General features: G+C 51.2%; 19 protein-coding genes and 2 tRNA genes. 10 read left to right on the top strand and 11 right to left on the bottom strand.

Annotated elements, in window-relative coordinates:
- Positions 1-95: 95 nt before the first annotated feature.
- From purF to rsmA, 10 genes are all read right to left on the bottom strand, one after another.
- Entirely contained in the window at positions 96-1640 is a 1545-nt protein-coding gene (gene purF, locus HMPREF2726_RS10475; protein WP_009312745.1) for an amidophosphoribosyltransferase, read from the bottom strand.
- A 345-nt stretch (positions 1641-1985) separates the two neighbouring features.
- Positions 1986-2492, bottom strand: a complete 507-nt coding sequence (locus tag HMPREF2726_RS10470; RefSeq protein ID WP_009312743.1) for a CvpA family protein — start codon at positions 2490-2492, stop codon at positions 1986-1988.
- The gene (locus tag HMPREF2726_RS10465) at positions 2485-3705 is read right to left on the bottom strand and encodes an SPOR domain-containing protein (RefSeq protein WP_009312741.1); all 1221 of its coding nucleotides are present in this window, start codon (positions 3703-3705) and stop codon (positions 2485-2487) included. The genes HMPREF2726_RS10470 and HMPREF2726_RS10465 overlap by 8 nt, the downstream gene beginning before the upstream one ends.
- Before the next feature lie 12 nt (positions 3706-3717).
- A complete protein-coding gene (gene folC, locus HMPREF2726_RS10460; protein WP_009312739.1) occupies positions 3718-4992 on the bottom strand; it encodes a bifunctional tetrahydrofolate synthase/dihydrofolate synthase in 1275 nt (424 codons plus the stop codon).
- A 134-nt stretch (positions 4993-5126) separates the two neighbouring features.
- A complete protein-coding gene (locus HMPREF2726_RS10455; protein ID WP_009312737.1) occupies positions 5127-5561 on the bottom strand; it encodes a protein YgfX in 435 nt (144 codons plus the stop codon).
- Between the two features lie 4 nt (positions 5562-5565).
- Positions 5566-5925: a hypothetical protein gene (locus HMPREF2726_RS10450; protein ID WP_003761526.1), complete on the bottom strand. Its 360-nt coding sequence runs from the start codon at positions 5923-5925 to the stop codon at positions 5566-5568.
- A complete protein-coding gene (locus tag HMPREF2726_RS10445) occupies positions 5912-6403 on the bottom strand; it encodes a MepB family protein (protein ID WP_070603316.1) in 492 nt (163 codons plus the stop codon). The genes HMPREF2726_RS10450 and HMPREF2726_RS10445 overlap by 14 nt, the downstream gene beginning before the upstream one ends.
- 95 nt (positions 6404-6498) lie before the next feature.
- Complete coding sequence (locus HMPREF2726_RS10440; protein ID WP_003740819.1) at positions 6499-7227, bottom strand: amino acid ABC transporter ATP-binding protein; 729 nt, start codon at positions 7225-7227, stop codon at positions 6499-6501.
- Between the two features lie 2 nt (positions 7228-7229).
- Positions 7230-7901 (bottom strand): hypothetical protein, encoded by a 672-nt coding sequence (locus HMPREF2726_RS10435; protein WP_070603314.1) that lies wholly within the window; start codon positions 7899-7901, stop codon positions 7230-7232.
- 15 nt (positions 7902-7916) lie between these two features.
- A complete protein-coding gene (gene rsmA, locus HMPREF2726_RS10430) occupies positions 7917-8696 on the bottom strand; it encodes a 16S rRNA (adenine(1518)-N(6)/adenine(1519)-N(6))-dimethyltransferase RsmA (RefSeq protein ID WP_003761535.1) in 780 nt (259 codons plus the stop codon).
- Positions 8697-8879: 183 nt separating this feature from the next.
- On the opposite strand from rsmA, the gene HMPREF2726_RS10425 reads away from it, so the two are divergent.
- The 3 genes from HMPREF2726_RS10425 to HMPREF2726_RS10415 all read left to right on the top strand — a co-directional run bounded on the left by HMPREF2726_RS10425 (position 8880) and on the right by HMPREF2726_RS10415 (position 10528).
- On the top strand, positions 8880-10232 hold the full coding sequence (locus tag HMPREF2726_RS10425) for a deoxyguanosinetriphosphate triphosphohydrolase (protein WP_009312735.1): 1353 nt from the start codon (positions 8880-8882) through the stop codon (positions 10230-10232).
- Between the two features lie 131 nt (positions 10233-10363).
- A tRNA-Arg gene (locus HMPREF2726_RS10420) sits at positions 10364-10440 on the top strand.
- A 13-nt stretch (positions 10441-10453) separates the two neighbouring features.
- A tRNA-Glu gene (locus HMPREF2726_RS10415) sits at positions 10454-10528 on the top strand.
- Positions 10529-10943: 415 nt separating this feature from the next.
- Here the strand turns inward: HMPREF2726_RS10415 and HMPREF2726_RS10410 are convergent.
- Positions 10944-12086 (bottom strand): extracellular solute-binding protein, encoded by a 1143-nt coding sequence (locus tag HMPREF2726_RS10410; RefSeq protein ID WP_003779835.1) that lies wholly within the window; start codon positions 12084-12086, stop codon positions 10944-10946.
- A gap of 303 nt (positions 12087-12389) precedes the next feature.
- Here HMPREF2726_RS10410 and rpsT point away from each other — a divergent pair, with 303 nt between their 5' ends.
- From rpsT to HMPREF2726_RS10375, 7 genes are all read left to right on the top strand, one after another.
- Positions 12390-12653, top strand: coding sequence for a 30S ribosomal protein S20 (gene rpsT, locus HMPREF2726_RS10405; protein WP_002212556.1), 264 nt, complete (start codon positions 12390-12392; stop codon positions 12651-12653).
- A 240-nt stretch (positions 12654-12893) separates the two neighbouring features.
- Positions 12894-14114: a phospholipase A gene (locus HMPREF2726_RS10400; protein ID WP_003769270.1), complete on the top strand. Its 1221-nt coding sequence runs from the start codon at positions 12894-12896 to the stop codon at positions 14112-14114.
- Positions 14115-14272: 158 nt separating this feature from the next.
- Positions 14273-14947, top strand: a complete 675-nt coding sequence (locus tag HMPREF2726_RS10395) for a DUF502 domain-containing protein (RefSeq protein WP_003769262.1) — start codon at positions 14273-14275, stop codon at positions 14945-14947.
- A 34-nt stretch (positions 14948-14981) separates the two neighbouring features.
- Positions 14982-15698: a hypothetical protein gene (locus HMPREF2726_RS10390; RefSeq protein ID WP_009312734.1), complete on the top strand. Its 717-nt coding sequence runs from the start codon at positions 14982-14984 to the stop codon at positions 15696-15698.
- Positions 15699-15724: 26 nt separating this feature from the next.
- Complete coding sequence (gene aspS, locus HMPREF2726_RS10385; RefSeq protein ID WP_009312733.1) at positions 15725-17533, top strand: aspartate--tRNA ligase; 1809 nt, start codon at positions 15725-15727, stop codon at positions 17531-17533.
- A gap of 498 nt (positions 17534-18031) precedes the next feature.
- Positions 18032-19405, top strand: coding sequence for a Slam-dependent surface lipoprotein (locus tag HMPREF2726_RS10380; protein ID WP_009312732.1), 1374 nt, complete (start codon positions 18032-18034; stop codon positions 19403-19405).
- Positions 19406-19663: 258 nt separating this feature from the next.
- Entirely contained in the window at positions 19664-21139 is a 1476-nt protein-coding gene (locus HMPREF2726_RS10375) for a surface lipoprotein assembly modifier (protein ID WP_009312731.1), read from the top strand.
- Positions 21140-21510 lie beyond the last annotated feature (371 nt).

Raw genomic sequence — 21510 nt, 5'->3', positions numbered from 1 at the left:
CCTTGTCCTGATTTAAAGTTAATCCACTATACAAAGGTCGTCTGAAACATGACCCCGTTTCAGACGACCTTTTGCCTTAATCGTTCAAACCGGTTTTATTCTTCGTCACCCGCATCGCTGATGCTGATGCTGTGTTCCATCCTGCTCGGGTGGACTTTCAAGCCGCCGCAGCCGGATTTCTCGGCGGACAGGCGGTCAAGATAGGCTTGGTCGATGTCGCCGGTTTGATAGATGCCGTTGAAACAGGACGAATCGAAGGATTCGATTTTCGGATTGAGTGCTTTGACGACGGCTTCCAAATCGCTCAAATTTTGGAAAACGATGCCGTCCGCGCCGATTTCGGCGGCAATTTCCGCCGCGCTGCGCCCGTTGGCAATCAATTCTTCACGCGTGGGCATATCGATGCCGTACACATTGGGATAGCGTACCTCGGGTGCGGCGGAAGCGATATAGACTTTGCGCGCGCCCGCTGCGCGTACCATTTCGACGATTTCGCGGCTGGTCGTCCCGCGCACGATGGAGTCGTCCACCAGCAATACGCTTTTGCCTTCAAACTCAGTTTCCATCGGGCTGAGTTTTTGGCGCACGGATTTTTTGCGTGTCGCCTGACCGGGCATGATAAAGGTGCGGCCGATATAGCGGTTTTTAATCAAACCTTCGCGGTAAGGCTTTTTGAGGTGGACGGCAAGTTCCATCGCACTGGGGCGGCTGGTGTCGGGAATGGGCATCACGACGTCGATGTCGTCCACGGGCAGCTCGCGTTTGATTTTTTCCGCTAAGGACACGCCCATATCCAAACGCGATTGGTAAACCGATACGCCGTCGATTACGGAGTCGGGACGGGCAAAATAGACGTATTCGAAGAGGCAGGGGCTGAGTTTGGCGCGGTCGCTGCATTGACGGGCAATCAGTGTGCCGTCAAAGCCGACGAATACCGCTTCGCCCGGCTGGATATCGCGTTCCAAATCGTAGGCAAGCGCATTGAAGGCAACGGATTCGGAGGCGACGGCATAGGATTTTCTGCCTGCCTCGTCGGTTTGCGAACCCAACACCAGCGGGCGGATGCCGTAAGGATCGCGGAAAGCGAGCATGCCGTAGCCCGCAATCATGGCAACCACGCCGTATGCGCCGCGCACCAGGCGGTGGACTTCGGCAACGGCGTTGAAAATATTGTCGATATTGAGCCGGTGGGGATTGGCGTTTTTAGAGACTTCGCGACGCAATTCGTGTGCGAATACGTTGAGCAAAACTTCGGAATCGGAGCTGGTGTTGACGTGGCGCAGGTGTTTGTTGCACACGTTTTCATACAGTTCGGCGGTATTGGTGAGGTTGCCGTTGTGCGCCAAAACGATGCCGAAAGGCGAGCTGACGTAGAAAGGCTGCGCCTCCGCGCTGCTGCCTGCGTTGCCCGCCGTAGGATAACGGACGTGGGCGATGCCCGCGTTGCCGATCAAATCGCGCATATTGCGTGTGCGGAACACTTCGCGCACCATGCCTTTGCCTTTGTGCATATGGAACGTGCTGCCTTCCGCCGTCACAATGCCCGCCGCATCCTGCCCCCTGTGCTGCAACATCTGCAAACCGTCGTACAGAAGCTGGTTTACCGGCTCATGGCTGACCAAACCTAATACACCGCACATATCGTCTTCTCCGAATTCGAGGTTAACTTGGAAAACAGAATTATAGAATAAATCGGACAAAGTTGCCCAAATTGTTGACAATCATTCGCCCGTTCAGTTTGAAATCAGATTCGGACCATGACTGATTGATGAATCAGTCCGACGACACGAAGCATCGAAAATTAAATCCAACTTCACTATAAACGCTTCTATTTCATCACCTTACCATCACCCCGCCCATACCTCTATCGGAGATTCAGACTATCAGCAGCGCGTTCGGCAAATATAGCTGCCGAACTTTTAACTCATGAAAAACCGGTTTCAGACGACCTTCGATGCAATCGGGGTCGTCTGAAACCGGTGGATTTACGATTCCGCCTTATCTTCCGCCTTTTCCTTCTGACCGGGCAGATAAGGCATGATGACTTCAGACAATGATTGGAAATAAGGAATGCTGTACGAGCTTTGCCAATCTTCCGTTTCCGGCAAATCGGTGTGGGCGCAGACCATGACCGCTAAAGTGACCAACAATACGCCTTTGGCTGCGCCGAACACGCCGCCCAATACTCTGTTGACGCTGCCCAAGCCCATCGATGACGCTGCGTTGGTCAGTATGGTGCGTAAAAACTGCTGTAGAAAACGCGCCAAAAAGAAAATCACGACAAACGAAATGGCAACGCCCAAGGCGCGCGGTTGAATCGATTTGAACGCCACTTCCGAAAACGGCACGGCAAATGTTTTAGCCAACAAGAATGAAATCACCCACGCAAACAGCGAACCCGCTTCGGCAATGACGCCGCGTATCATCGACATCACGATACACGCCGCGATCACGCCGAAGGCGAGTATGTCGGCTAACGGAATATCATTCATTGGTTACCTGTCCGGCAATACCGTGTACGCGCAGTTTGTTCAAGTCGCGTTCGGCATCGTAGGCGTTTTTGTATGCGCCCGATTTGACGCGGTAAACCTTGCCTTTATCCGTCATCACTTCGGTAATGGTTGAGTCGATACCTGCTGCTTTCATTTTGCGTTGCAGGCTCAAGGCGCGTTCTTTTTCAGCATAACCAGCCTGAATGGCGGCTTTTTTACCTGATTTGACTTCGGCGGTTTTGGTTTTTGCCTTTTCAGACGACCTTTCGGCAGTAGCGGTTTTCTCTGCCTTGGCCGTCTGCTCGGTTTTGGCTTTGGCAACTTTCGCTTCGGCTTCCCTTACCGCGGAAGCTTTTTTGTTGGCTGTTTCGATTTTTTCGTATTTGGAAGCATCTACCCGAATTCTTTCTTTAGGTTCGGATGCGGATACTGTGACGGTTTCTTTGGCTTTTTCCGCTGCCGCTTTGTGTTTCGCCGCCGCTTCTTCTTTGGCTTTTAACGCCTTACGTTCGGCAATGGCTTTCTCGGCTTTTTCCAACTGTGCCAGCTTGTTGCGTTCGGCTGCGGCGGCACGTTCCGCCTTCTCGGCTTTGGCAGCTTGAAGGGCGCGTTTACGCGCTGCGGCATTGGCTTCGCGTTCCGCTGCTTCTTGGGCTTGAAGCTGCTGCGCTTTACGCTGCTCTTCACGGTTACGGCGGCGCTCTTCCGCGCGGCGCTCGGCTGCTTCGCGTTTGGCGGCTTCGGCTTTTTGGATTTTCTCAGACTCTTCCAAACCTTTGATGTCGCTGTCTGACAGCGTATCGTTAATCAGCACCAAAGGCGGGCCTACATCTTCGGGCGCGGCCTGCGGCGCATCAGGTTGCGGCTCGGCTTGCGCAGTTTGCTCCGGCGCGGCGGTTTCCTGCGGTTTGTCCGCTACTTCGGCATCGGCATTTTTAGCCGCTTCTGCCGCTGCTTCCAAATCTTCTTTGGTAGAGGGTTCCAACACGGTCGCATCCGCCAGGTTGGCAGGTTCTGCGTTGGCATTATTCTGTTGGATGGTTGTAGTTTGGGCGTTTTCTTCTGGCTTGTTTTCCGGTCCGGTTGACAGGGCGACACCCAATAAAACGGTCGATGCCGCCACCAACCCCGATGCCATAACCAAGCGGCGGCGGTTGCGGCGTTTGAGCTGTTCGTAACCGGTCAGAACTTCATTTTGCTTATTGTCAGACATGGAGATTTCCTTTTACAACGCCACCATTACGTCGGCAACGGTATGAAATGAGCCGAAAACAACGATTCTATCATTTTCGCCCGCCTTAGCCAAAGCTGCGCGGTACGCCTCTCGAACAGAGGTAAAAGTTTGTATATTTTCGATATTTTGTGCTTCCAGTTTCACCTGCAAGGCTTCCGCCGTCATGCCGCGCGGCACGTCCAAAGGCGCGATATACCACTCGTCAAACTGGTCTTTAACGATTTCCAACACGCCGTCTATGTCTTTATCGGACAGCATGCTGAACACGGCGGTGCGTTTTTGCGCAAACGCCAAATTAATCAGGCTGCGGCGCAGGGCGCGGGCAGCGTGGGGGTTGTGTCCGACATCCAAAACGGTCAGCGGGCGGCCTGGCAGGACTTGGAAGCGTCCGGGGTTTTCAACCAGCAGCAAACCGCGTTTGATGGCGCCGATGTCCACCGGCAATTTTTCGTTCAAACATTCCAACACGGTCAACGCGCAGGCTGCGTTGGAAAGCTGGTATGCGCCGCGCAATGCGGGGAACGGCAGGGAATTTCGGTTGCGCGCGGGGTCGTCTGAATGCTGCGGATGAAAGCGGTAGTTCCATTGGATGTTTTCCAATGAGGAAAAATCGAAATCGCGCTGCACCATCAGCAGTTTCGCGCCTATGGCTTCGGCGTGTGCGACCAACGATTCGGGCGCGGGGTTTTGCCCGCAGATTGCGGGTTTGCCGCTACGAAACACGCCTGCTTTTTCAAAGCCGACCTGCTCGACCGTATCGCCCAAAAACGCCTGATGGTCCAAATCCACGCTGGTAACCACCGCGCAATCGCAGTCGAACACATTGACCGCGTCCAAACGTCCGCCCAAACCGACTTCCAATATCATCACATCGACTTGTTCGCGTATGAAGATATCGACCGCCGCCAAGGCATTGAATTCAAAATAAGTCAGCGATATTTCGCCGCGCGCCGCTTCGATGCGCTCGAAGGAAGCGGTGATGAGGTCGTCTGAAACCGGCTCGGCGTTGACGGCGATGCGTTCGTTGTAACGCAATAAATGCGGGCTGGTCAGCGTACCGACTTTGAAGCCTGCCTGTTTGTAAATCTGCGTCAGGTAGGCGCAGACCGAACCTTTCCCGTTTGTTCCCGCGACAACGACGACGGGGCATTGCGGCTCGAGCTTCATGCGTTTTTTCACTTCGCTCGTGCGTTCCAAGCCCATGTCGATTAAGCCGCCGCTGTGGGCGGTTTCCAAATGCGAGAGCCAGTCTTGTAATGTTTTCATGTGTGTTTCGTTTTTCAAAAGGTCGTCTGAAACCGTCGCTTCGGAATAATGGGGACGGTTACTGCTACTTGTGTGGACTATTTTTATATTGGGTTTAATTTGTATAGGACAAGGCGGGAAATCGCCTTGTTGAATTAAAGCGGATGCCCGGCATTCTGAGCCTGACACCAGCGCGCCCAAACTTTCAGACGACGGTAAGATTCTTTATCCGCCATATCGGGCGTCACGCATTGCCGTATCGTTTTACCGTCGGCGTTCCACTGTAAAAACAAAGCGTAAGGAGTCAGCATCGTCGCACCGTCCAACACCGCGCCCTGCCCTTCTCCGTCTCCGCAAAACACGGAAGCGCGCGCATGGCGGTCGATGGCGATTTTCTTTACCGCACCCGCCGTCCGCAAATTCACCACGCGCCAAGCGTGGACAAAACTGCCCGCCAACGCCACCAGCCCGAACCACATCATCCAGCCGTAAAACCATATCAGGCACACGGCCACTGCGGACAAATGCAACAAAACGGACAAGGCTTTTAAAGAACGGGACGGCTTCAAGGTCGTCTGAAAAGCGCGCATCGCCCTACATCATATTGTCGAACACGGGCGTAATGCTCAATTCCGCTTCTTCCATGTCCAAAACCATATCGTGGATTTCGGTATCGAAAAATTCCCAAAACGCCTTCAGGCTCATGTCTTGCGGCCACTTGCTTTTATCGATGTCCCAGCCTGCGAGTTCCGCCTCGAAAATCTGTTGGTAGCGTTCGTCAAAATAGGCAATCACGGCTTCCGGCTCGTCAAACTGCGGCACGAGAAACACGGAGCAGTTGGCACGGATTTGCTCGATGGTCAGGTCGGGCATATTTTCATCGGCGGATTTCAGCCATTCCAAAAAACGGGCGGTCGGCTTAAGCACGACGGCGGTACGGTCAACAAAATACATGGTTTTCCTTTGCTACGGCAAAATGAGAAATGACCTCTTTGCCGTCTATATCTATTCTAAAATAATCCATTTGCCATTTTTGTGTTTTCTGGGCTGTTTTATTTAAATTTGTGCACCAGGGTGGATAAAATCGCATGGACATCTTTCCTTTACAATCCTTTGTAGAGAGAATTTTTTTACTGATAGCCACCTCTTTGGGAATTATAAATAAACCGCAATGACAGCCGTCTATCACGACAATAATCAGTTCATCGCCCAAGTCCTCATCGGTATAAGGGATATTTTTGTTCTCTTGGTCTTTTTTCCAAAAGACTGTAAAGTAGCCTTCTTTTTTGGGTGTTTTCTTTGCCAAACGACATCTTTTATATTTTTGATCATACTTTGTCTTAATCAAAATGCTTTCATAGTCTTCATTCCATTTTTCCTTTATCAGATCAAAATCACCATAATACCTATGAAGAATGTCTGTCATTTTCATTGTTTTATTCTCTTGTCTTTAGAGATGTCGGTTGCATTCGCCAAAGGTCGTCTGAAAGCCCAAATCTGTCTTTCAGACGACCTTTTGACAAGCTGTTAATGCGTCATCACTTGCTGCAAGAACTGTTTGGCGCGTTCGTGTTTCGGATTGGTAAAAAACTCTTCAGGCGTTTCGTTTTCCAAAATCTGCCCTTTATCCACGAAAATAATGCGGTCTGCCACTTCGCGCGCAAAGCCCATTTCATGCGTAACACACATCATGGTCATGCCGCTTTCCGCCAAGTCCTGCATCACTTTCAACACCTCGCCGACCATTTCCGGGTCGAGCGCGGAAGTCGGTTCGTCAAACAGCATCACGCGCGGCTCCATCGCTAACCCGCGCGCAATCGCCACGCGCTGCTGCTGTCCGCCGGAAAGCTGGCTGGGGAAAGCATCTTTTTTATGCGCCAAGCCTACGCGTTCCAACAGCTCCATCGCCTTTTCCTCAGCCTGTTCGCGGCTTTGTTTTTTCACCTTCATCGGCGAAAGGATGATGTTTTCCAATACGGTCAGATGCGGATACAGATTGAAGCCTTGGAACACAAAACCCACTTCCTCACGCACCTTGTTCAAATCCGTCTGCGGATCGGCAACATTGATACCGTCCACCCAAATCTCGCCGCTCTCAATGCTTTCAAGCTGGTTGACGGTACGGATGAGCGTCGATTTGCCACTGCCCGAAGGTCCGCAAACCACCACCACTTCACCCTGCTTCACTTCCAGATTGACGCCGTTGATGACGTGCAGGTCTTTGAAATGTTTATGTACGTTTTTGAATTTAATCATGTTTATTTTACATTCTCTAAAATTGACCAGATTTTGGCTGGTTTATCTTCGATACGTTTAACATAGCCATCTATTTTTTTCGCATTGTGTTCATAGTAAATACCGCTGCACAATACATCCATTGCATCCTTATTCAGATCACCATAACGATTATTGGTATATACCGACAAAATACAGGCTTTCAAAGGATGGAAAGGCACGCCATATTCCCGCGCAGCATCCTGATTTCCAAATAGCCATGCGGTTTTCACCAGAGCCGAAAAATTCCCCAACGTCCCCGCTTTAAACAATTTTTCCTTGATTAACGGATAATTTTTCCGTTTCTGCCTTTCCAGCTTGGCGACTTCATCCATCAATTTTTGCGAACCGTTAGGTGCAAGTTCGTCTTCCAAAGCCTTTCTATCATATTCAGCATCAATATCATGGAGTAAATTCTGTGCCTGACCATTGCCGTTTTTTGCAGCTTTCTTGAGCCAATAGTAAAACTCACTCTTCTTGAGATTCACAGGGTCAGTGGTCATTTCCAACTGCTCTGCCAGCATATATTGTGCATCTGCATCACCAGCCTTTGCCTTACTCAGCAAATCACCTTTCTTCCCTCCGACACCGCCTAAGGCAAACACCGTACCTGCAATGAATATGACTACCCCGCCCCAAAGATATTTTTTAAGCATTCCATCCCCTATTTTTCAGACGACCTTACGGACGAGATAATTGCTCAGTTCCACATATTTCTCCGGCGCGATGTGTTCGGCGCGGTCTTGCGGGCTGATACCGACTGCCTGCAAATCCTCGTCGCCGGCAAGCTCTTTCAAATTGTTGCGTATGGTTTTGCGGCGTTGGTGGAAGGCGAGTTTCACCAGTTTGGCGAAATGCTCGAAATCGTCTGCCTTACCGATGCGGTGTTTCACCGGAATCATGCGCACCACCGCCGAATCGACTTTCGGCGCAGGGTCGAACGATTCGGGTGGCACATCAATCAGCAGCTCCATATCGAAAAAATATTGCAGCATTACACCCAAGCGGCCATAGTCGTTGCTTTTCGGCGCGGCAACCATGCGCTCGACCACTTCTTTTTGCAACATAAAGTGCATATCGACGACATCGTCCGCCACTTCCGCCAGCTTGAACAAAAGCGGCGTGGAAATGTTGTACGGCAGATTGCCGACGATTTTCTTTTTGCCCGCAATGCTGTTGAAATCAAACTGCAATACATCGCCTTCATGAATCACCAGCTTATCCGCAAACGGCAGCGTTTTCAGACGACGTACGATGTCGCGGTCGATTTCGATAACGTGCAGGCGGTTCAGCTTTTTCGCCAAAGGCTCGGTAATCGCCGCCAAGCCCGGACCGATCTCAATCACCACATCATCCGCCTGCGGACGCACGGCGTTGACAATATCGGCAATAATGCGCGTGTCCTGCAAAAAATTCTGCCCGAAGCGTTTCCGGGCCTTATGTTCTTTCATCGCGTCTCTTCAAACTGTCGATCATTATAATAAGTGCGTATTGTAACTGAAAAACAAAGTCCTGTTCAGACCCGCAACCCAAGCAGCCGCCCTACGCCAATCGGGATTTCAAACCGTCCCGCAATGCAGTAATATCCAATCCATCCTACACAGCTCGTCTGAAAACCCGCAAGGAGCAATTTCATGCAGATGAATTGGAAAAATCTACTCTCCACACAACGTTTCCGCACGAAAAACGGCGAAATCATCCCGACCGTCACGCCTTCCACCCAAGAAGGTGCCGATGCTTTGCGCACCGACTTCCATATCGACTACGACCGCGTCGTGTTCTCCGGCGCATTTCGCAGATTGGGACGTAAAACCCAAGTTCACCCTCTAGCCGAACACGACCTGACCCACAACCGCCTCACACACAGCGTCGAAGTCGCCAGCGTCGGGCGCAGTATCGGCAACCGCGTAGGCGTGATGCTGCAGGCAGGCGGCTTTTTACCGGAAAACAATACGCCGAGCGATATCGGCGCCGTCGTTCAAGTCGCCTGCCTTGCGCACGACCTAGGCAACCCGCCGTTCGGACACACCGGAGAAGACGCATTGCGCGACTGGTTCCGCAATCCCAAAAACCAGCCGTTTTTACAGACATTAAACGACGCCGAACGCAACGACATCCAAACCTATGAAGGCAATGCCCACAGCCTGCGCATCACGGCAAGTTTGGAAATGTATCCCGACGCAGGCGGCATGCGCCTGACATCCGCCGCCATAGGCGCACTGCTGAAATACCCTTGGACCACGCAACACCCCAACGGAAGAAAAAAATTCAATATTTACCAAACCGAATTACCCTTCATCCGTCGCGTTGCCGATGAATTGGGGCTGATTGAATCAGGCAAAGACTGCTGGGTACGCCATCCCCTTTCCTACCTGATGGAGGCAGCCGACGACATCTGCTACGCCCTCTTAGACTTGGAAGACGCGGTCGAACTGGATTTGCTGAGCGACGCTGAAATCGAAAGCGTATTATCCGAACTCACGTTTGAAGAAAGCACTTGGCACGCGCAATCCAGCCGCCAGCGTTGCGCCATGTTGCGCGGCATCGCCATCGGCAAAGCGATAGAAGACGTCGCCCAAACCTTCATGATGCACCAATCCGACCTGCTAAACGGCAACTTCAAAGGCAAAGACCTGTTGGCGTTGTGCAGCCCGCAGGTTCAAAACACCTTGGAAAAAGCGAAAGAACTTGCCCGCACGCGCATTTTCCGCCACCGCACCAAACTCATGACCGAAATCGCCACTTTCCCGTGTCTCGGTTCCATTTTGGATTTATTGGTTCCCGCCGCATACGCCATGATTGCGCAAAAACAGGTCGATGTGCGCCAATCCCTCGCGCTTGATCTGTTAAAAAACCACGACCCCATCCAAGAAACCGACAGCCTGTATCGCGCCTACATGAAAATCTTAGATTTTGTCGGCGGCATGACAGACAACGCCGCCGCAAAAATGGCGCAAGATTTATCGGGATTGGGCATTTTACGATAATTAATATCCTTTATTTTCATATTGTTATTTTATTGTAAATATTTTTATCCAGAAAATACTGGACAGCCGCCGACAGCTTGTATATTATTCGGTCTTCTTGATTCACGACGCAGTCGCGAAGTGATGAAAATGCACCCGTAGCTCAGTTGGATAGAGTATCTGGCTACGAACCAGAGGGTCGGGCGTTCGAATCGCTCCGGGTGCGCCAACAAAACTTATCCGCGCCCATCGTCTAGCGGTTAGGACATCGCCCTTTCACGGCGGTAACCGGGGTTCGATTCCCCGTGGGCGTGCCAAATTCTGAAAGCACAGTTTAATTAAACTGTGCTTTTTCTTTATCACTCAAATCATTACAAACAGAGTGAACCCAATTTAAAATCAACACAAGACAACCAAATCACAACCAATACCACCGCAAAATAAAACAAAAGAACATCACATTAAAGTCAAATCCATATATAGTGGATTAACTTTAAATCAGGACAAGGCGATGAAACCGCAAGACAGTACAGACAGTACAGAAACCGATTCACTTGGTGCTTCAGCACCTTAGAGAATCGTTCTCTTTGAGCTAAGGCGAGGCAACGCCGTACCGGTTTAAAGTTAATCCACTATACAACCGCCCCACCACGAAACCAACATAAGCAAAGGTCGTCTGAAAACCCCAATTCAAGGTTTTCAGACGACCTTTCACTTCAAAACATCAAACCATTAGTTCGAACCGACTTTAATCTTCTGCCACAGATTAACCGACAGTTTCTTCGCATCCGAACTCATTTGCGGCATCACAAAACCGTCTTTCATATCCTGAGCATTCGGGAAGATGGAGCGGGTGTTAACCAATTCGGCAGGCATTTTCTCGCGTGCCGGTTTGCTTGCGGGCGCGAAGGTAACGGCAATGCCGTTTTTCGCAGCCACTTCGGGATCAAGTGTGTAGTTGATGTATTTATGGGCATTGGCGATGTTTTTCGCATCGGCGGGAATCAGCCAAGATTCAATCCAGAAGCCCATGCCCTTCGGCGTCAAAACTTCAATGCCGACGTTGTTTTTCACTTCTTCGGAACGGGCTTTCGCCAAGTTCAAGTCGCCGCCGTTACCCGCTGCGAGACAGATGTCGCCGCGTGCCAGTTCGTCAATGATAGACGGACTGAAACGTTTTACATCAGGACGGATGGCTTTCAGCACTTCCGCCGCCGCTTTCAAATCATCAGGATTTGTGCCTTTGGGGTCTTTACCCAAGTAGTTCAGCAAAATCGGGAACATTTCGCTCGGCGTGTCCCACAAGGCGATACCGCATGATTTCAGCTTGTTGGTGTATTCAGGCTTGAACAGCAAATCCCAACCGTTTTCAGGCAGCTTGCCGCCCAAAAGTTCTTTGCCCTTTGCTGTAATTGCCAAAGTGTTGACGCCGGAGAAATAAGGAACGGCATACTGGTTGCCCGGGTCGGCAGTTTCCAGCATTTTCAACAATTCGGGATCGATGTTTTTGTAATTGGGAATCAGGTCTTTATTGATTTTTTGATAAGCACCTGCTTCGATTTGGCGGGGCAGGAAGGCGATACCGGGAACGACCAAGTCATAGCCGGATTTGCCGGTCAGCATTTTGGCTTCGAGGGTTTCGTTGTTTTCGTAAAGGTCGTAGGTCAGCTTCAGCTTATTGGCTTTTTTGAAGTCTTCAACGGTGCTCTCGTCAACGTAGTTCGACCAGTTGTAGATGTTCAAAGTATCGGTGGCGGCTGCTTCGGCATTGGCAGCAGGCGCGCTGCCTGCTTGAGGTTGCTCGTTTTTTTTCTCGCCACCGCCGCAAGCGGCCAGCGACAATGCCGCCAATACGGCTAATACGGATTTTTTCATACGGGCAGATTCCTGATGAAAGATTGTTAACGGAAAATGAACACTCTGCACCCCATCAATACCCCGGCGCAAAGCGGGGCTATTGTAATGGAAGTGGGTGAGAACTCAAAGCAATATCTGACTGATTTTTATTGAAATAAGGCACGATTTCTTAGGCTCGGGAAAACGGCGTTGCACAAGATGTCGTTTTTGGGCAAAATACGGGCGATTTGCGCGCGCGAACAGAGAAAATACTTGCATATAGAGGAATCTGTCTTTAAAATTGCGCGTTTACAGAATTTATTTTTTCAGGAGATATTCAATATGGCAAACAGCGCACAAGCCCGCAAACGTGCCCGCCAATCGGTTAAACAACGCGCCCACAACGCCAGCCTGCGTACTGCATTCCGTACCGCGGTGAAAAAAGTGTTGAAAGCAGTTGAAGCCGGCGACAAAGCTGCTGCTCAAGCAGTTTACCAAGAGTCCGTCAAAGTCATCGACCGTATCGCTGACAAAGGCGTATTCCACAAAAACAAAGCAGCCCGCCATAAGAGCCGTCTGTCTGCCAAAGTAAAAGCATTGGCTTAATCTTTTTCGCCCATCGCCTTGGCGTGTTACCGCGTCGGGACAGGTAAGCAGATAACGATGCCCCTGAGGTCTTAACCTTTCAGGGGCATTGCCGTATGTGGTGCAAGTTGATGTAAACTTTTCAGACGACCTGCCGTAAAGAAGGCACAAGGCGGTAAAATGCGGCTTGATCTGCTTTTCAAACGATTAATCCCGATGTTCAGGCAAAAGGTCGTCTGAAAACACCCAATCGGCAATCCCATGAATGAAATGATGAACAAGATGTTGAAACACAATTTGGCGCAAAGCGATGCCCTAAAGAACAAAAAACCGTCATTATCCAAATGTCGGCGCGCTTTGATGCTTATCCTTATCGGCGGAACAGCCGCTCCTGTCGCCTATGCCGACACGGCTTTGCAATGCACCTCCATTCAAGACAATGCCACCCGTTTGGCGTGTTACGACAGCATTTACTCAGCTCAACTGCCGCCGCAAGCACCGCTGCCCGTCATTCGCGAAGAAACCGCCAAAGCGCCGGTCGATTTGCCCAAAACCATCAGCACCAGCCGTGAGAAAAAGGCGGCGACGATTGTGTTTGACGAAAATAAAGAGCAATCCACCCTTTCGGAAGACAATCTACGCACCGCAGCCGATGCCTACACGCCGCTGAGCCTGATGTACGATTTGGACAAAAACGACTCGCGCGGCTTGTTGAGCGTGCGCGAGCACAATCCCATGTACCTGATGCCCGCATGGTACAACAGCTCGCCCAACCTTCATCCCCACTCCCCTTCGCGTGGCACGACCAATCAGGAAAAATTCAGCGAACAGAAACACATAGAAACCAAACTGCAAGTTTCGTTCAAAAGCAAAATTGCCGAAGATTTGTTTAAAACCCGCGCGGATTTGTGGTTCGGCTACACCCAAAAATCCGATTGGCAGATTTACAACCAAGGCAGAAAATCCGCACCGTTCCGCAACACCGATTACGAACCCGAAATCTTCCTGACCCAACCCGTGAAGGCAGATTTGCCGTTCGGCGGCAAACTGCGGATGGTCGGCGCAGGCTTCGTCCACCAATCCAACGGACAAAGCCGACCCGAATCCCGCTCATGGAACCGCGTTTACGCATTGGCGGGGATGGAATGGGGCAAACTGACCGTCATCCCGCGCGTGTGGATGCGCGCCTTTGATCAGACCGGTGAAAACAACGACAATCCCGACATTACCGACTATATGGGTTATGGCGATTTGAAGCTGCAATACCGTCTGAACGACAAACAAAATATTTCGTCCCTGCTGCGCTACAATCCCAAAACCGGACACGGCGCGGTTGAAGCCGCCTATACCTTCCCGATTAAAGGCAAACTCAAAGGCGTTGTGCGCGGCTTTCACGGCTACGGCGAAAGCCTGATTGATTACAACCACAAACAAAACGGCATCGGCATCGGTCTGATGTTCAACGACTGGGATGGAATTTGATGCCCAACCCCGTTTTCAGACGACCTTTTACATCATGTTGCACGCAGGTCGTCTGAAAGCAAAACAAACACCTTCCCCATATTAAAAACACTCGTTTCCTATCGCCCAAACGCGTATAATGCAACGTTTGGGCGATATTTGTCGGAATAACACAGAAGATGACAGAACAAACGGCCGAAGGCGGAAAAGTTGCCAAGGCATTAAAAAAATATCTGATTACAGGCATGCTGGTATGGCTGCCGATAGCCGTAACCATTTGGGCGGTCAGCTATATCATATCAGCCGCCGACCGGCTGATCAGCCTGCTGCCCGAGCAATGGCAGCCACAATATTTCTGGGGATTCAATATTCCTGGCCTGGGCATTATTGCCGCCATCGTCGTCTTATTTCTGACCGGCGTGTTCGCCGCCAACGTTTTGGGGCGTCAAATCCTCGCCGCATGGGACAGCCTGTTGGGACGGATTCCCGTCGTCAAGTCCATCTATTCCAGCGTTAAAAAGGTATCCGAGTCCCTGCTCTCCGACAGCAGCCGCTCGTTCAGAACGCCCGTGCTGGTTCCATTCCCGCAACCCGATATTTGGACGATTGCCTTTGTTTCAGGGCATATTCCCGACAAACTCAAAGGCAGCCTGCCGCACGATGACGACTATCTTTCCGTCTATGTGCCGACCACGCCCAATCCGACCGGCGGCTATTACATCATGGTGAAAAAAAGCGACGTGCGCGAACTCGATATGAGCGTGGACGAAGCATTGAAATATGTGATTTCGCTGGGTATGGTGATGCCGGATGAAGTATCTATGAAACAGCTTAACCACCATAGTGAAAAATGAAAATACATATAATTAATCAGTTAAAAGACCAATAATGAAAAAGTGGATAATTTCTTGCTTAGTCTTTCTATCAAGCAATACATTTGCATCTGACTCAAGTTTAATTACAGGTATAGATTTTTTTGAAATAGGTAACAATAAATTATCTATTATTAGCCATATTAAAAAATTAGGAGGGAGAGAAGTCCAGCCAAGTGATGACTCAAGTTCCTTTTATCCTCCGGCTGATCCAATTATCTTCCAAAATATAAAATCAAATTATGCAAACTTTGACTGGGTAAATGTATATTTTGAAAAAGGAAAATTATATAGGGTTGAAATCTTATCCTCTCCCTGGGAAGTAAGTGATGAAACAAGTGGATTTAAATTCAAAGAAAATGAATACCAAAATTTTCAACAATTATTAAATAAACTGAAACAGCAATATAGTTTTAGTAAAGATGGTAGTGAAATTGAAATTTTTGAAGGCGTAGGAGGAGATCATGCCTGCGACAAACCCATCATCTTAAAAAAGAAAATATGGAAAATCCAAAGTCCTGATAATATTGAAGCCACATATACTGAAACAAGGATGCTGGAACCGTATAGTCGTAGGGAGTTAAGTATTAATGACGCAGCGACAATGGACTGCCAATATCCAGCAGAAGGGATTATTAATATTTATAATCGCGACATATTTACTAGTGTTATGCTGCTAAACGATAAAGCCCGTTTAGAGTATGAAACCAAATTTCAAAATATTTCAGATTAATCATACAATTAAGAAAGATTTATATTATGCGTACCAACTACTGCGGCCTAATCAGCGAGCAATACTTAGACCAAACCGTAACCGTCAAAGGCTGGGTACACCGCCGGCGCGACCACGGCGGTGTGATTTTTATCGACCTGCGCGACCGCGAAGGCATCGTCCAAGTCGTGATTGACCCCGATACGCCCGAAGCGTTTGCCACTGCCGATTCCGCCCGCAACGAATACGTTTTGAGCATTACCGGCCGCGTGCGCAACCGTCCCGAAGGTACGACCAACGACAAAATGATTTCCGGCAAAATCGAAATCCTTGCCAAAGAAATCGAAGTCTTGAATGCTGCTGCTACGCCGCCGTTCCAAATTGACGACGAAAACATCAGCGAAAACGTGCGCCTGACCAACCGCGTTATCGACCTGCGCCGTCCGGTGATGCAGCGCAACCTGCGCCTGCGTTATCAAGTCGCTATGGGCGTTCGCCGTTATCTCGACGCGCAAGGCTTCATCGACATCGAAACCCCGATGCTGACCCGCTCTACTCCCGAAGGCGCGCGCGACTACCTCGTGCCGAGCCGCGTTCATCCGGGCGAGTTTTTCGCGCTGCCGCAATCGCCGCAATTGTTCAAACAACTGTTGATGGTGGCAGGTTTCGACCGTTACTACCAAATCACCAAGTGCTTCCGCGACGAAGACTTGCGCGCCGACCGCCAGCCTGAATTCACCCAAATCGACTTGGAAACCTCGTTCTTGAACGAGGATGAAATCATGGACATCACCGAAGGCATGGCAAAACAAGTTTTCCAAGACGCATTGGGCGTGGATTTGGGCGATTTCCCGCGCATGCCTTACTCTGAAGCCATGTTCTACTACGGCTCCGACAAGCCCGATATGCGCATCAGCCTGAAATTCACCGAGCTGACTGACCTGATGAAAACGGAAGAATTCAAAGTCTTCCGTGGCGCAGCCGACATGAAAGGCGGCCGCGTGGTTGCCCTGCGCGTACCGAACGGCGCGAAATTCAGCCGCAAAGAAATCGACGAATATACCAAATTTGTCGGCATCTACGGCGCGAAAGGTCTGGCGTACATCAAAGTGAACGATGTCAGCAACCTTTCCAACGGCGAAGACAGCGGCCTGCAATCTCCAATCGTGAAATTCCTGTCTGAAAACGCCCTGAAAGAAATCATTGCGCGTACCGGCGCGCAAAACGGCGACATCATCTTCTTCGGCGCAGACAAAGCCAAAGTCGTGAACGAAGCCATTGGCGCGCTGCGTATCAAAGTCGGCTTGGAACACGGCGCGGAAAACGGCTACTTCGTGGACGAATGGAAACCTTTGTGGGTCGTCGATTTCCCAATGTTCGAATACGACGAAGACGGCGACCGCTGGACAGCCATGCACCATCCGTTCACCTCGCCCAAGCCAGGCCATGAAGACCTGATGGCATCCGATCCTGAAAACTGCCTGGCCCGCGCCTACGACATGGTGTTGAACGGCTGGGAAATCGGTGGCGGTTCCATCCGTATCCATCGTGCCGACGTGCAGGAAAAAGTGTTCGCCGCGCTGAAAATCAGCCCCGAAGAGCAACAGGAAAAATTCGGCTTCCTCTTGGACAACCTGAAATTCGGCGCGCCTCCGCACGGCGGTTTGGCATTCGGTCTCGACCGTCTGGTAACGCTGATGACCGGCGCCGAATCCATCCGCGACGTGATTGCCTTCCCGAAAACCCAACGCGCCCAATGTCTGCTGACTAACGCGCCCAATGCGGTGGACGACAAACAACTGCGAGAATTGAGCTTGCGCCTGCGCCAAAAAGCGACCGAAAATAAAGAAGCGTAATTTTTAAAAGCAGGTGGACAACACCTGACAGCCAAAAGGTCGTCTGAAACCTATTATACGGGTTTCAGACGACCTTTTTCATCACGGATATATAGTGGCTTAACTTTAAACCGACGGCGTTACCTCGCCTTAGTTCAAAGAGAACGATTCCTCTAAGGTGCTGAAGCACCAAAGTGAATCGGTTCTGTACTGTCTGTACTGTGCGGCTTCGTCCGCCTTGTCCTGATTTAAAGTTAATCCACTATACTGAATGTCAGTAAGCGGGCATTTTCTATTTTAATCCTCCGACACTCATCAAGTCATGGGCAAATCGCCCTATTAAATTTAATCTAATTGAGTAATATCAGTTTATATTCATAATCCCACAGTAATTTTTTACATTTCCCCCTTGTCATGCTATCCTCGCCTCCCCTGTATGTATCAGCTTGTTTCATCAAGCAGTTTATTGTTGCACGCATACAGACAATATCCTGATTAATTATCGACAAGAGTATTGCTATGAAAAAAATAACTTCCTCTATTCTAAAAACCTGTTTTGCAGCGACGGCGGTTATCACAGCGCATTCTGCGTTTGCATATGACGCTTCCCGCCCCACCTCTGCTCCCGCACGCAGCACTTTGGACAACCACAATTTCCCCTATTCCATGCCGATTAATCCTAACGCAGCGCGCGACGGCGAACCTTATTTGAAAGCACACGACGACGTAATGACGCTGGCGGGCGCAACCCTGCCTCCTGCACGTCCGGTCAAACCGACTGCGCCTCCCCCACAACGTGCGCCATTGGCTAACCAAAATTTCCCTTACTCCATGCCAATCAACCCCAACGCAGCCAATGACGGCAAACCTTATTTGAAAGCACACGACGACGTAATGACGCTGGCGGGCGCAACCCTGCCTCCTGCACGTCCGGTCAAACCGACTGCGCCTCCTCCACAACGTGCGCCATTGGCTAACCAAGATTTCCCTTACTCCATGCCAATCGACGGCAATGTTTCGATACCGGACAGCGGCGTGATGAGCACAGCCTCCCAACCTCCTGCCCGCCCTATCGGCAAACCGATTGCGCCTCCTCCGTCTAAACCCATCGTCAACAATGGTAACTTCCCTTACTCTGAGCCAATTTATGGCAAACGTACTTCGACAACACCTGTCGGCGTCATGACCACAGCCGACGCACCTCCTGCCTACAATCCAAACAACGCAGTGGCAAAACCTCAATACACAGTCAAAAATTCCGTCCGCGTTGCTGATGCCGACAACCTGAAAAACAAAGAAATCCTGTTTGTTATCGACAGAATCGAAGGCAAGGGCGAGCGCGTCATCCGCGAACGCCGCATTAATCAGATCGAGCTGTTCAGCCTGAACACTGAAGACGGCAAAGGAAAAGGCTTGCTGACCGTCGGCAAAATCCCGACCGCTTCGGGCAATGTGTTCTTCGGCGAATGGGCGCCTGCTTCAGAAGCCGCCGCTACTGCGCATGTCAAAGGCAACGCTCATCCCGCCTGGTTCTATGGCAAAAACCCGACCGGCAGCACCAAAGGCTTGGCAACCGCAACTTACAACGTAGTCGGTGTCAACGGTCATAAAGCCGGCGAACGCGATATCTATACCGGTACCGTCAAAGCCTATTTCGGTTCGGGCGACAGCGGCAGCATGGCCGGTAAACTGGCGCGCCATAGCGACACTCTGGACTTTGCCGGCGTGAAAATCGACAACCGCAACGGTACTTTCGCCTCTGATGCCGCCCGCAACCGCGAAGGCATCAAAGGTCAGTTCTACGGTCAAAATGCCGCCGCATTGGCGGGTATTGCGACCCGTAGTACGGAAAGCCGCGCCGATGACATCTCCTTCGGCGGCGTAAAACAATAAACCGTCGATAGAACAACGGGGAAGGCCGGGATTGCCGTGCTTTCCCCGTTTTATGGCAAGCTGCGGACGGATTTCTGCGGCTTCCGTTTTCAGACGACCTTTTGTGCTTCCCATTACCTCAAGGGTCGTCTGAAAACGGAAACAAATTAAAAACAAAGCAAGATTCAAAATCGCATCTTTTCAGACGACCGCTCCGCTTCGCCACAACCCCGCCTCGTCCGAAATTTACCCACCACACACCAGCCCGAAAGAAAACGAATGAACAAATCCTGCCTCCTCCTGCTCGCCCTGCTGCCCCTGTCCGCCCACGCAGACAGTGACGACCTGCGCCGCCTGTCCGAAGAAAACGGGCGCGTGCAGCAGCAATATCGGGAAAGCGGCTGGCTGGACGGCGGCACACCCGCAGGCGACATCGAAAACGACGACGCATACATCCGTATCGGCGGTCAGATTTACACCGTAGGCAACAATACCGAAGAGCTGGAAAGCGCGATTTATCATGCCATTAACGAACGTCAATGGAAAAAGGCAGAACGCTTCGCCACGCGCTACGCCGCCCTGCCCGGCCACAATCCCGCCCTACCCAAATTGGTACTCGGTTTAAAACAACGCGCCGAAGGACGCCTCGCCGAAGCCTTACGGAACCTGCAAGCGGCAGAAGCACTCGACCCCGCCAACCCGCGCATCCTGCTCGAAACCGCGCGCCTTTATACCGAAGACAACCAAAACCGCGAAGCCCGAAGCGCATTCGCCCGCGCCCAAGCCGCCGACATCCCAGAAGAAACCCGCGCCCTGATCGGACAATACCTCGGCGAAATCGACAAACGCAGCCGCTGGCACGGACAAATCGGCATCGCTTACGGCTACAACAGCAACATCAACCAATCCGACGGCTCCGTCCGCTGCATTCTGCCGCTTGACGGCCAATGCCTCGCCTACCAAAACCTGCCCGACCCCATCCGTTCCCCCGTATGGAATTACAGCCTGAGCGCAGGCAAAATCACCCCCATTAAAGGACACCACAGCCTCAAAACCAACCTCCTCGCCTACGGCACGCACTACCGCCGCAAAGACACAGACGCCGCCCTGTCCGACTACGGCAGCCAAACAGGCACACTGTCTGCCGGTTACGAATACGCCGACGCACAAAGCCGCTTCTCGCTGATGCCCGTTTACGAACACGAACGGCGCAACCGCCACACCTACTACAACGCCTACGGCGCCGAAACCTCGTGGACGCATACCATCAACCCCAAATGGCAGGTCAACGCCGACTGGTCGGGCAAACGCTACCGCCACAGCGGCACCGCGAAAACCTACGCCGCCGACTACACCGAATACCGCACAGGCTTAGGCGCAGAATACGCCCTGACCCCGAAAACCGGCGTGTTCGCAGGCTCCGACTACACCCGCCGCACATACAACGGCGGCACATCCGACCACCGCGAATACACCCTCCGCACAGGCTTATACACCCTGTTTGACAACGGCACCTACCTCAACGCCCTCGTTATGAAACGGCGCAACCTCTACGACCGCGCAGGCATCGCCGCAGACGGACAAAGACGCAGCGACCGCCAAACCGTCTGGCTCGCCGCCGCAGGCTTCAGACAATGGCACATCGGCGGCTTCTACCCCGAACTGCGCTTCAAACACACCACCGTCAAAAGCAATTCCGTGTTCTACCGCTACCGCCAAAACGAAATCATGCTGGGCGTGAAGAAACAGTTTTGAAGCGTTTTATTGGATGGATGGGAACATATAGTGGATTAAAATAAAAATGAGACAAGACGGCAACGCCCGCGTGTACGGGTAGTACATAAGGGCGTTGGCAACGCCGTATCATTGCAATTTTAATCCACTATAAAGAGGTCGTCTGAAAATAAGGATTTATGAATTTCAGACGACCTCGTTTAATGGGTTCAAATAACAGCAACCATCTCACACCCGCCGCTATCCCCTTCTATACCTTTCCCCATCTGCAGAAACCTACCCCCTCTCCCGTCCGGCGTGAGAGGGCTGGGGAGAGGGTGGTTCTGCGAGCTGAACGAATTTGATTTCCCCAAACAAAAAAGCCACCCCCATCCTAACCTTCCCCCGCCAGA

This window comes from Neisseria sp. HMSC074B07, from assembly GCF_001810355.1.
Taxonomy (GTDB): domain Bacteria; phylum Pseudomonadota; class Gammaproteobacteria; order Burkholderiales; family Neisseriaceae; genus Neisseria.
This window is presented reverse-complemented; position numbering and strand designations above follow the sequence as displayed.

Bases quoted from the DNA above. Each gene is read 5' to 3' on its own strand.
- purF (WP_009312745.1), bottom strand. From the start codon at position 1,640: ATGTGCGGTGTATTAGGTTTGGTCAGCCATGAGCCGGTAAACCAGCTT.
- HMPREF2726_RS10470 (WP_009312743.1), bottom strand. From the start codon at position 2,492: ATGAATGATATTCCGTTAGCCGACATACTCGCCTTCGGCGTGATCGCG.
- HMPREF2726_RS10465 (WP_009312741.1), bottom strand. From the start codon at position 3,705: ATGTCTGACAATAAGCAAAATGAAGTTCTGACCGGTTACGAACAGCTC.
- folC (WP_009312739.1), bottom strand. From the start codon at position 4,992: ATGAAAACATTACAAGACTGGCTCTCGCATTTGGAAACCGCCCACAGC.
- HMPREF2726_RS10455 (WP_009312737.1), bottom strand. From the start codon at position 5,561: ATGCGCGCTTTTCAGACGACCTTGAAGCCGTCCCGTTCTTTAAAAGCC.
- HMPREF2726_RS10450 (WP_003761526.1), bottom strand. From the start codon at position 5,925: ATGTATTTTGTTGACCGTACCGCCGTCGTGCTTAAGCCGACCGCCCGT.
- HMPREF2726_RS10445 (WP_070603316.1), bottom strand. From the start codon at position 6,403: ATGAAAATGACAGACATTCTTCATAGGTATTATGGTGATTTTGATCTG.
- HMPREF2726_RS10440 (WP_003740819.1), bottom strand. From the start codon at position 7,227: ATGATTAAATTCAAAAACGTACATAAACATTTCAAAGACCTGCACGTC.
- HMPREF2726_RS10435 (WP_070603314.1), bottom strand. From the start codon at position 7,901: ATGCTTAAAAAATATCTTTGGGGCGGGGTAGTCATATTCATTGCAGGT.
- rsmA (WP_003761535.1), bottom strand. From the start codon at position 8,696: ATGAAAGAACATAAGGCCCGGAAACGCTTCGGGCAGAATTTTTTGCAG.
- HMPREF2726_RS10425 (WP_009312735.1), top strand. From the start codon at position 8,880: ATGCAGATGAATTGGAAAAATCTACTCTCCACACAACGTTTCCGCACG.
- HMPREF2726_RS10410 (WP_003779835.1), bottom strand. From the start codon at position 12,086: ATGAAAAAATCCGTATTAGCCGTATTGGCGGCATTGTCGCTGGCCGCT.
- rpsT (WP_002212556.1), top strand. From the start codon at position 12,390: ATGGCAAACAGCGCACAAGCCCGCAAACGTGCCCGCCAATCGGTTAAA.
- HMPREF2726_RS10400 (WP_003769270.1), top strand. From the start codon at position 12,894: ATGAATGAAATGATGAACAAGATGTTGAAACACAATTTGGCGCAAAGC.
- HMPREF2726_RS10395 (WP_003769262.1), top strand. From the start codon at position 14,273: ATGACAGAACAAACGGCCGAAGGCGGAAAAGTTGCCAAGGCATTAAAA.
- HMPREF2726_RS10390 (WP_009312734.1), top strand. From the start codon at position 14,982: ATGAAAAAGTGGATAATTTCTTGCTTAGTCTTTCTATCAAGCAATACA.
- aspS (WP_009312733.1), top strand. From the start codon at position 15,725: ATGCGTACCAACTACTGCGGCCTAATCAGCGAGCAATACTTAGACCAA.
- HMPREF2726_RS10380 (WP_009312732.1), top strand. From the start codon at position 18,032: ATGAAAAAAATAACTTCCTCTATTCTAAAAACCTGTTTTGCAGCGACG.
- HMPREF2726_RS10375 (WP_009312731.1), top strand. From the start codon at position 19,664: ATGAACAAATCCTGCCTCCTCCTGCTCGCCCTGCTGCCCCTGTCCGCC.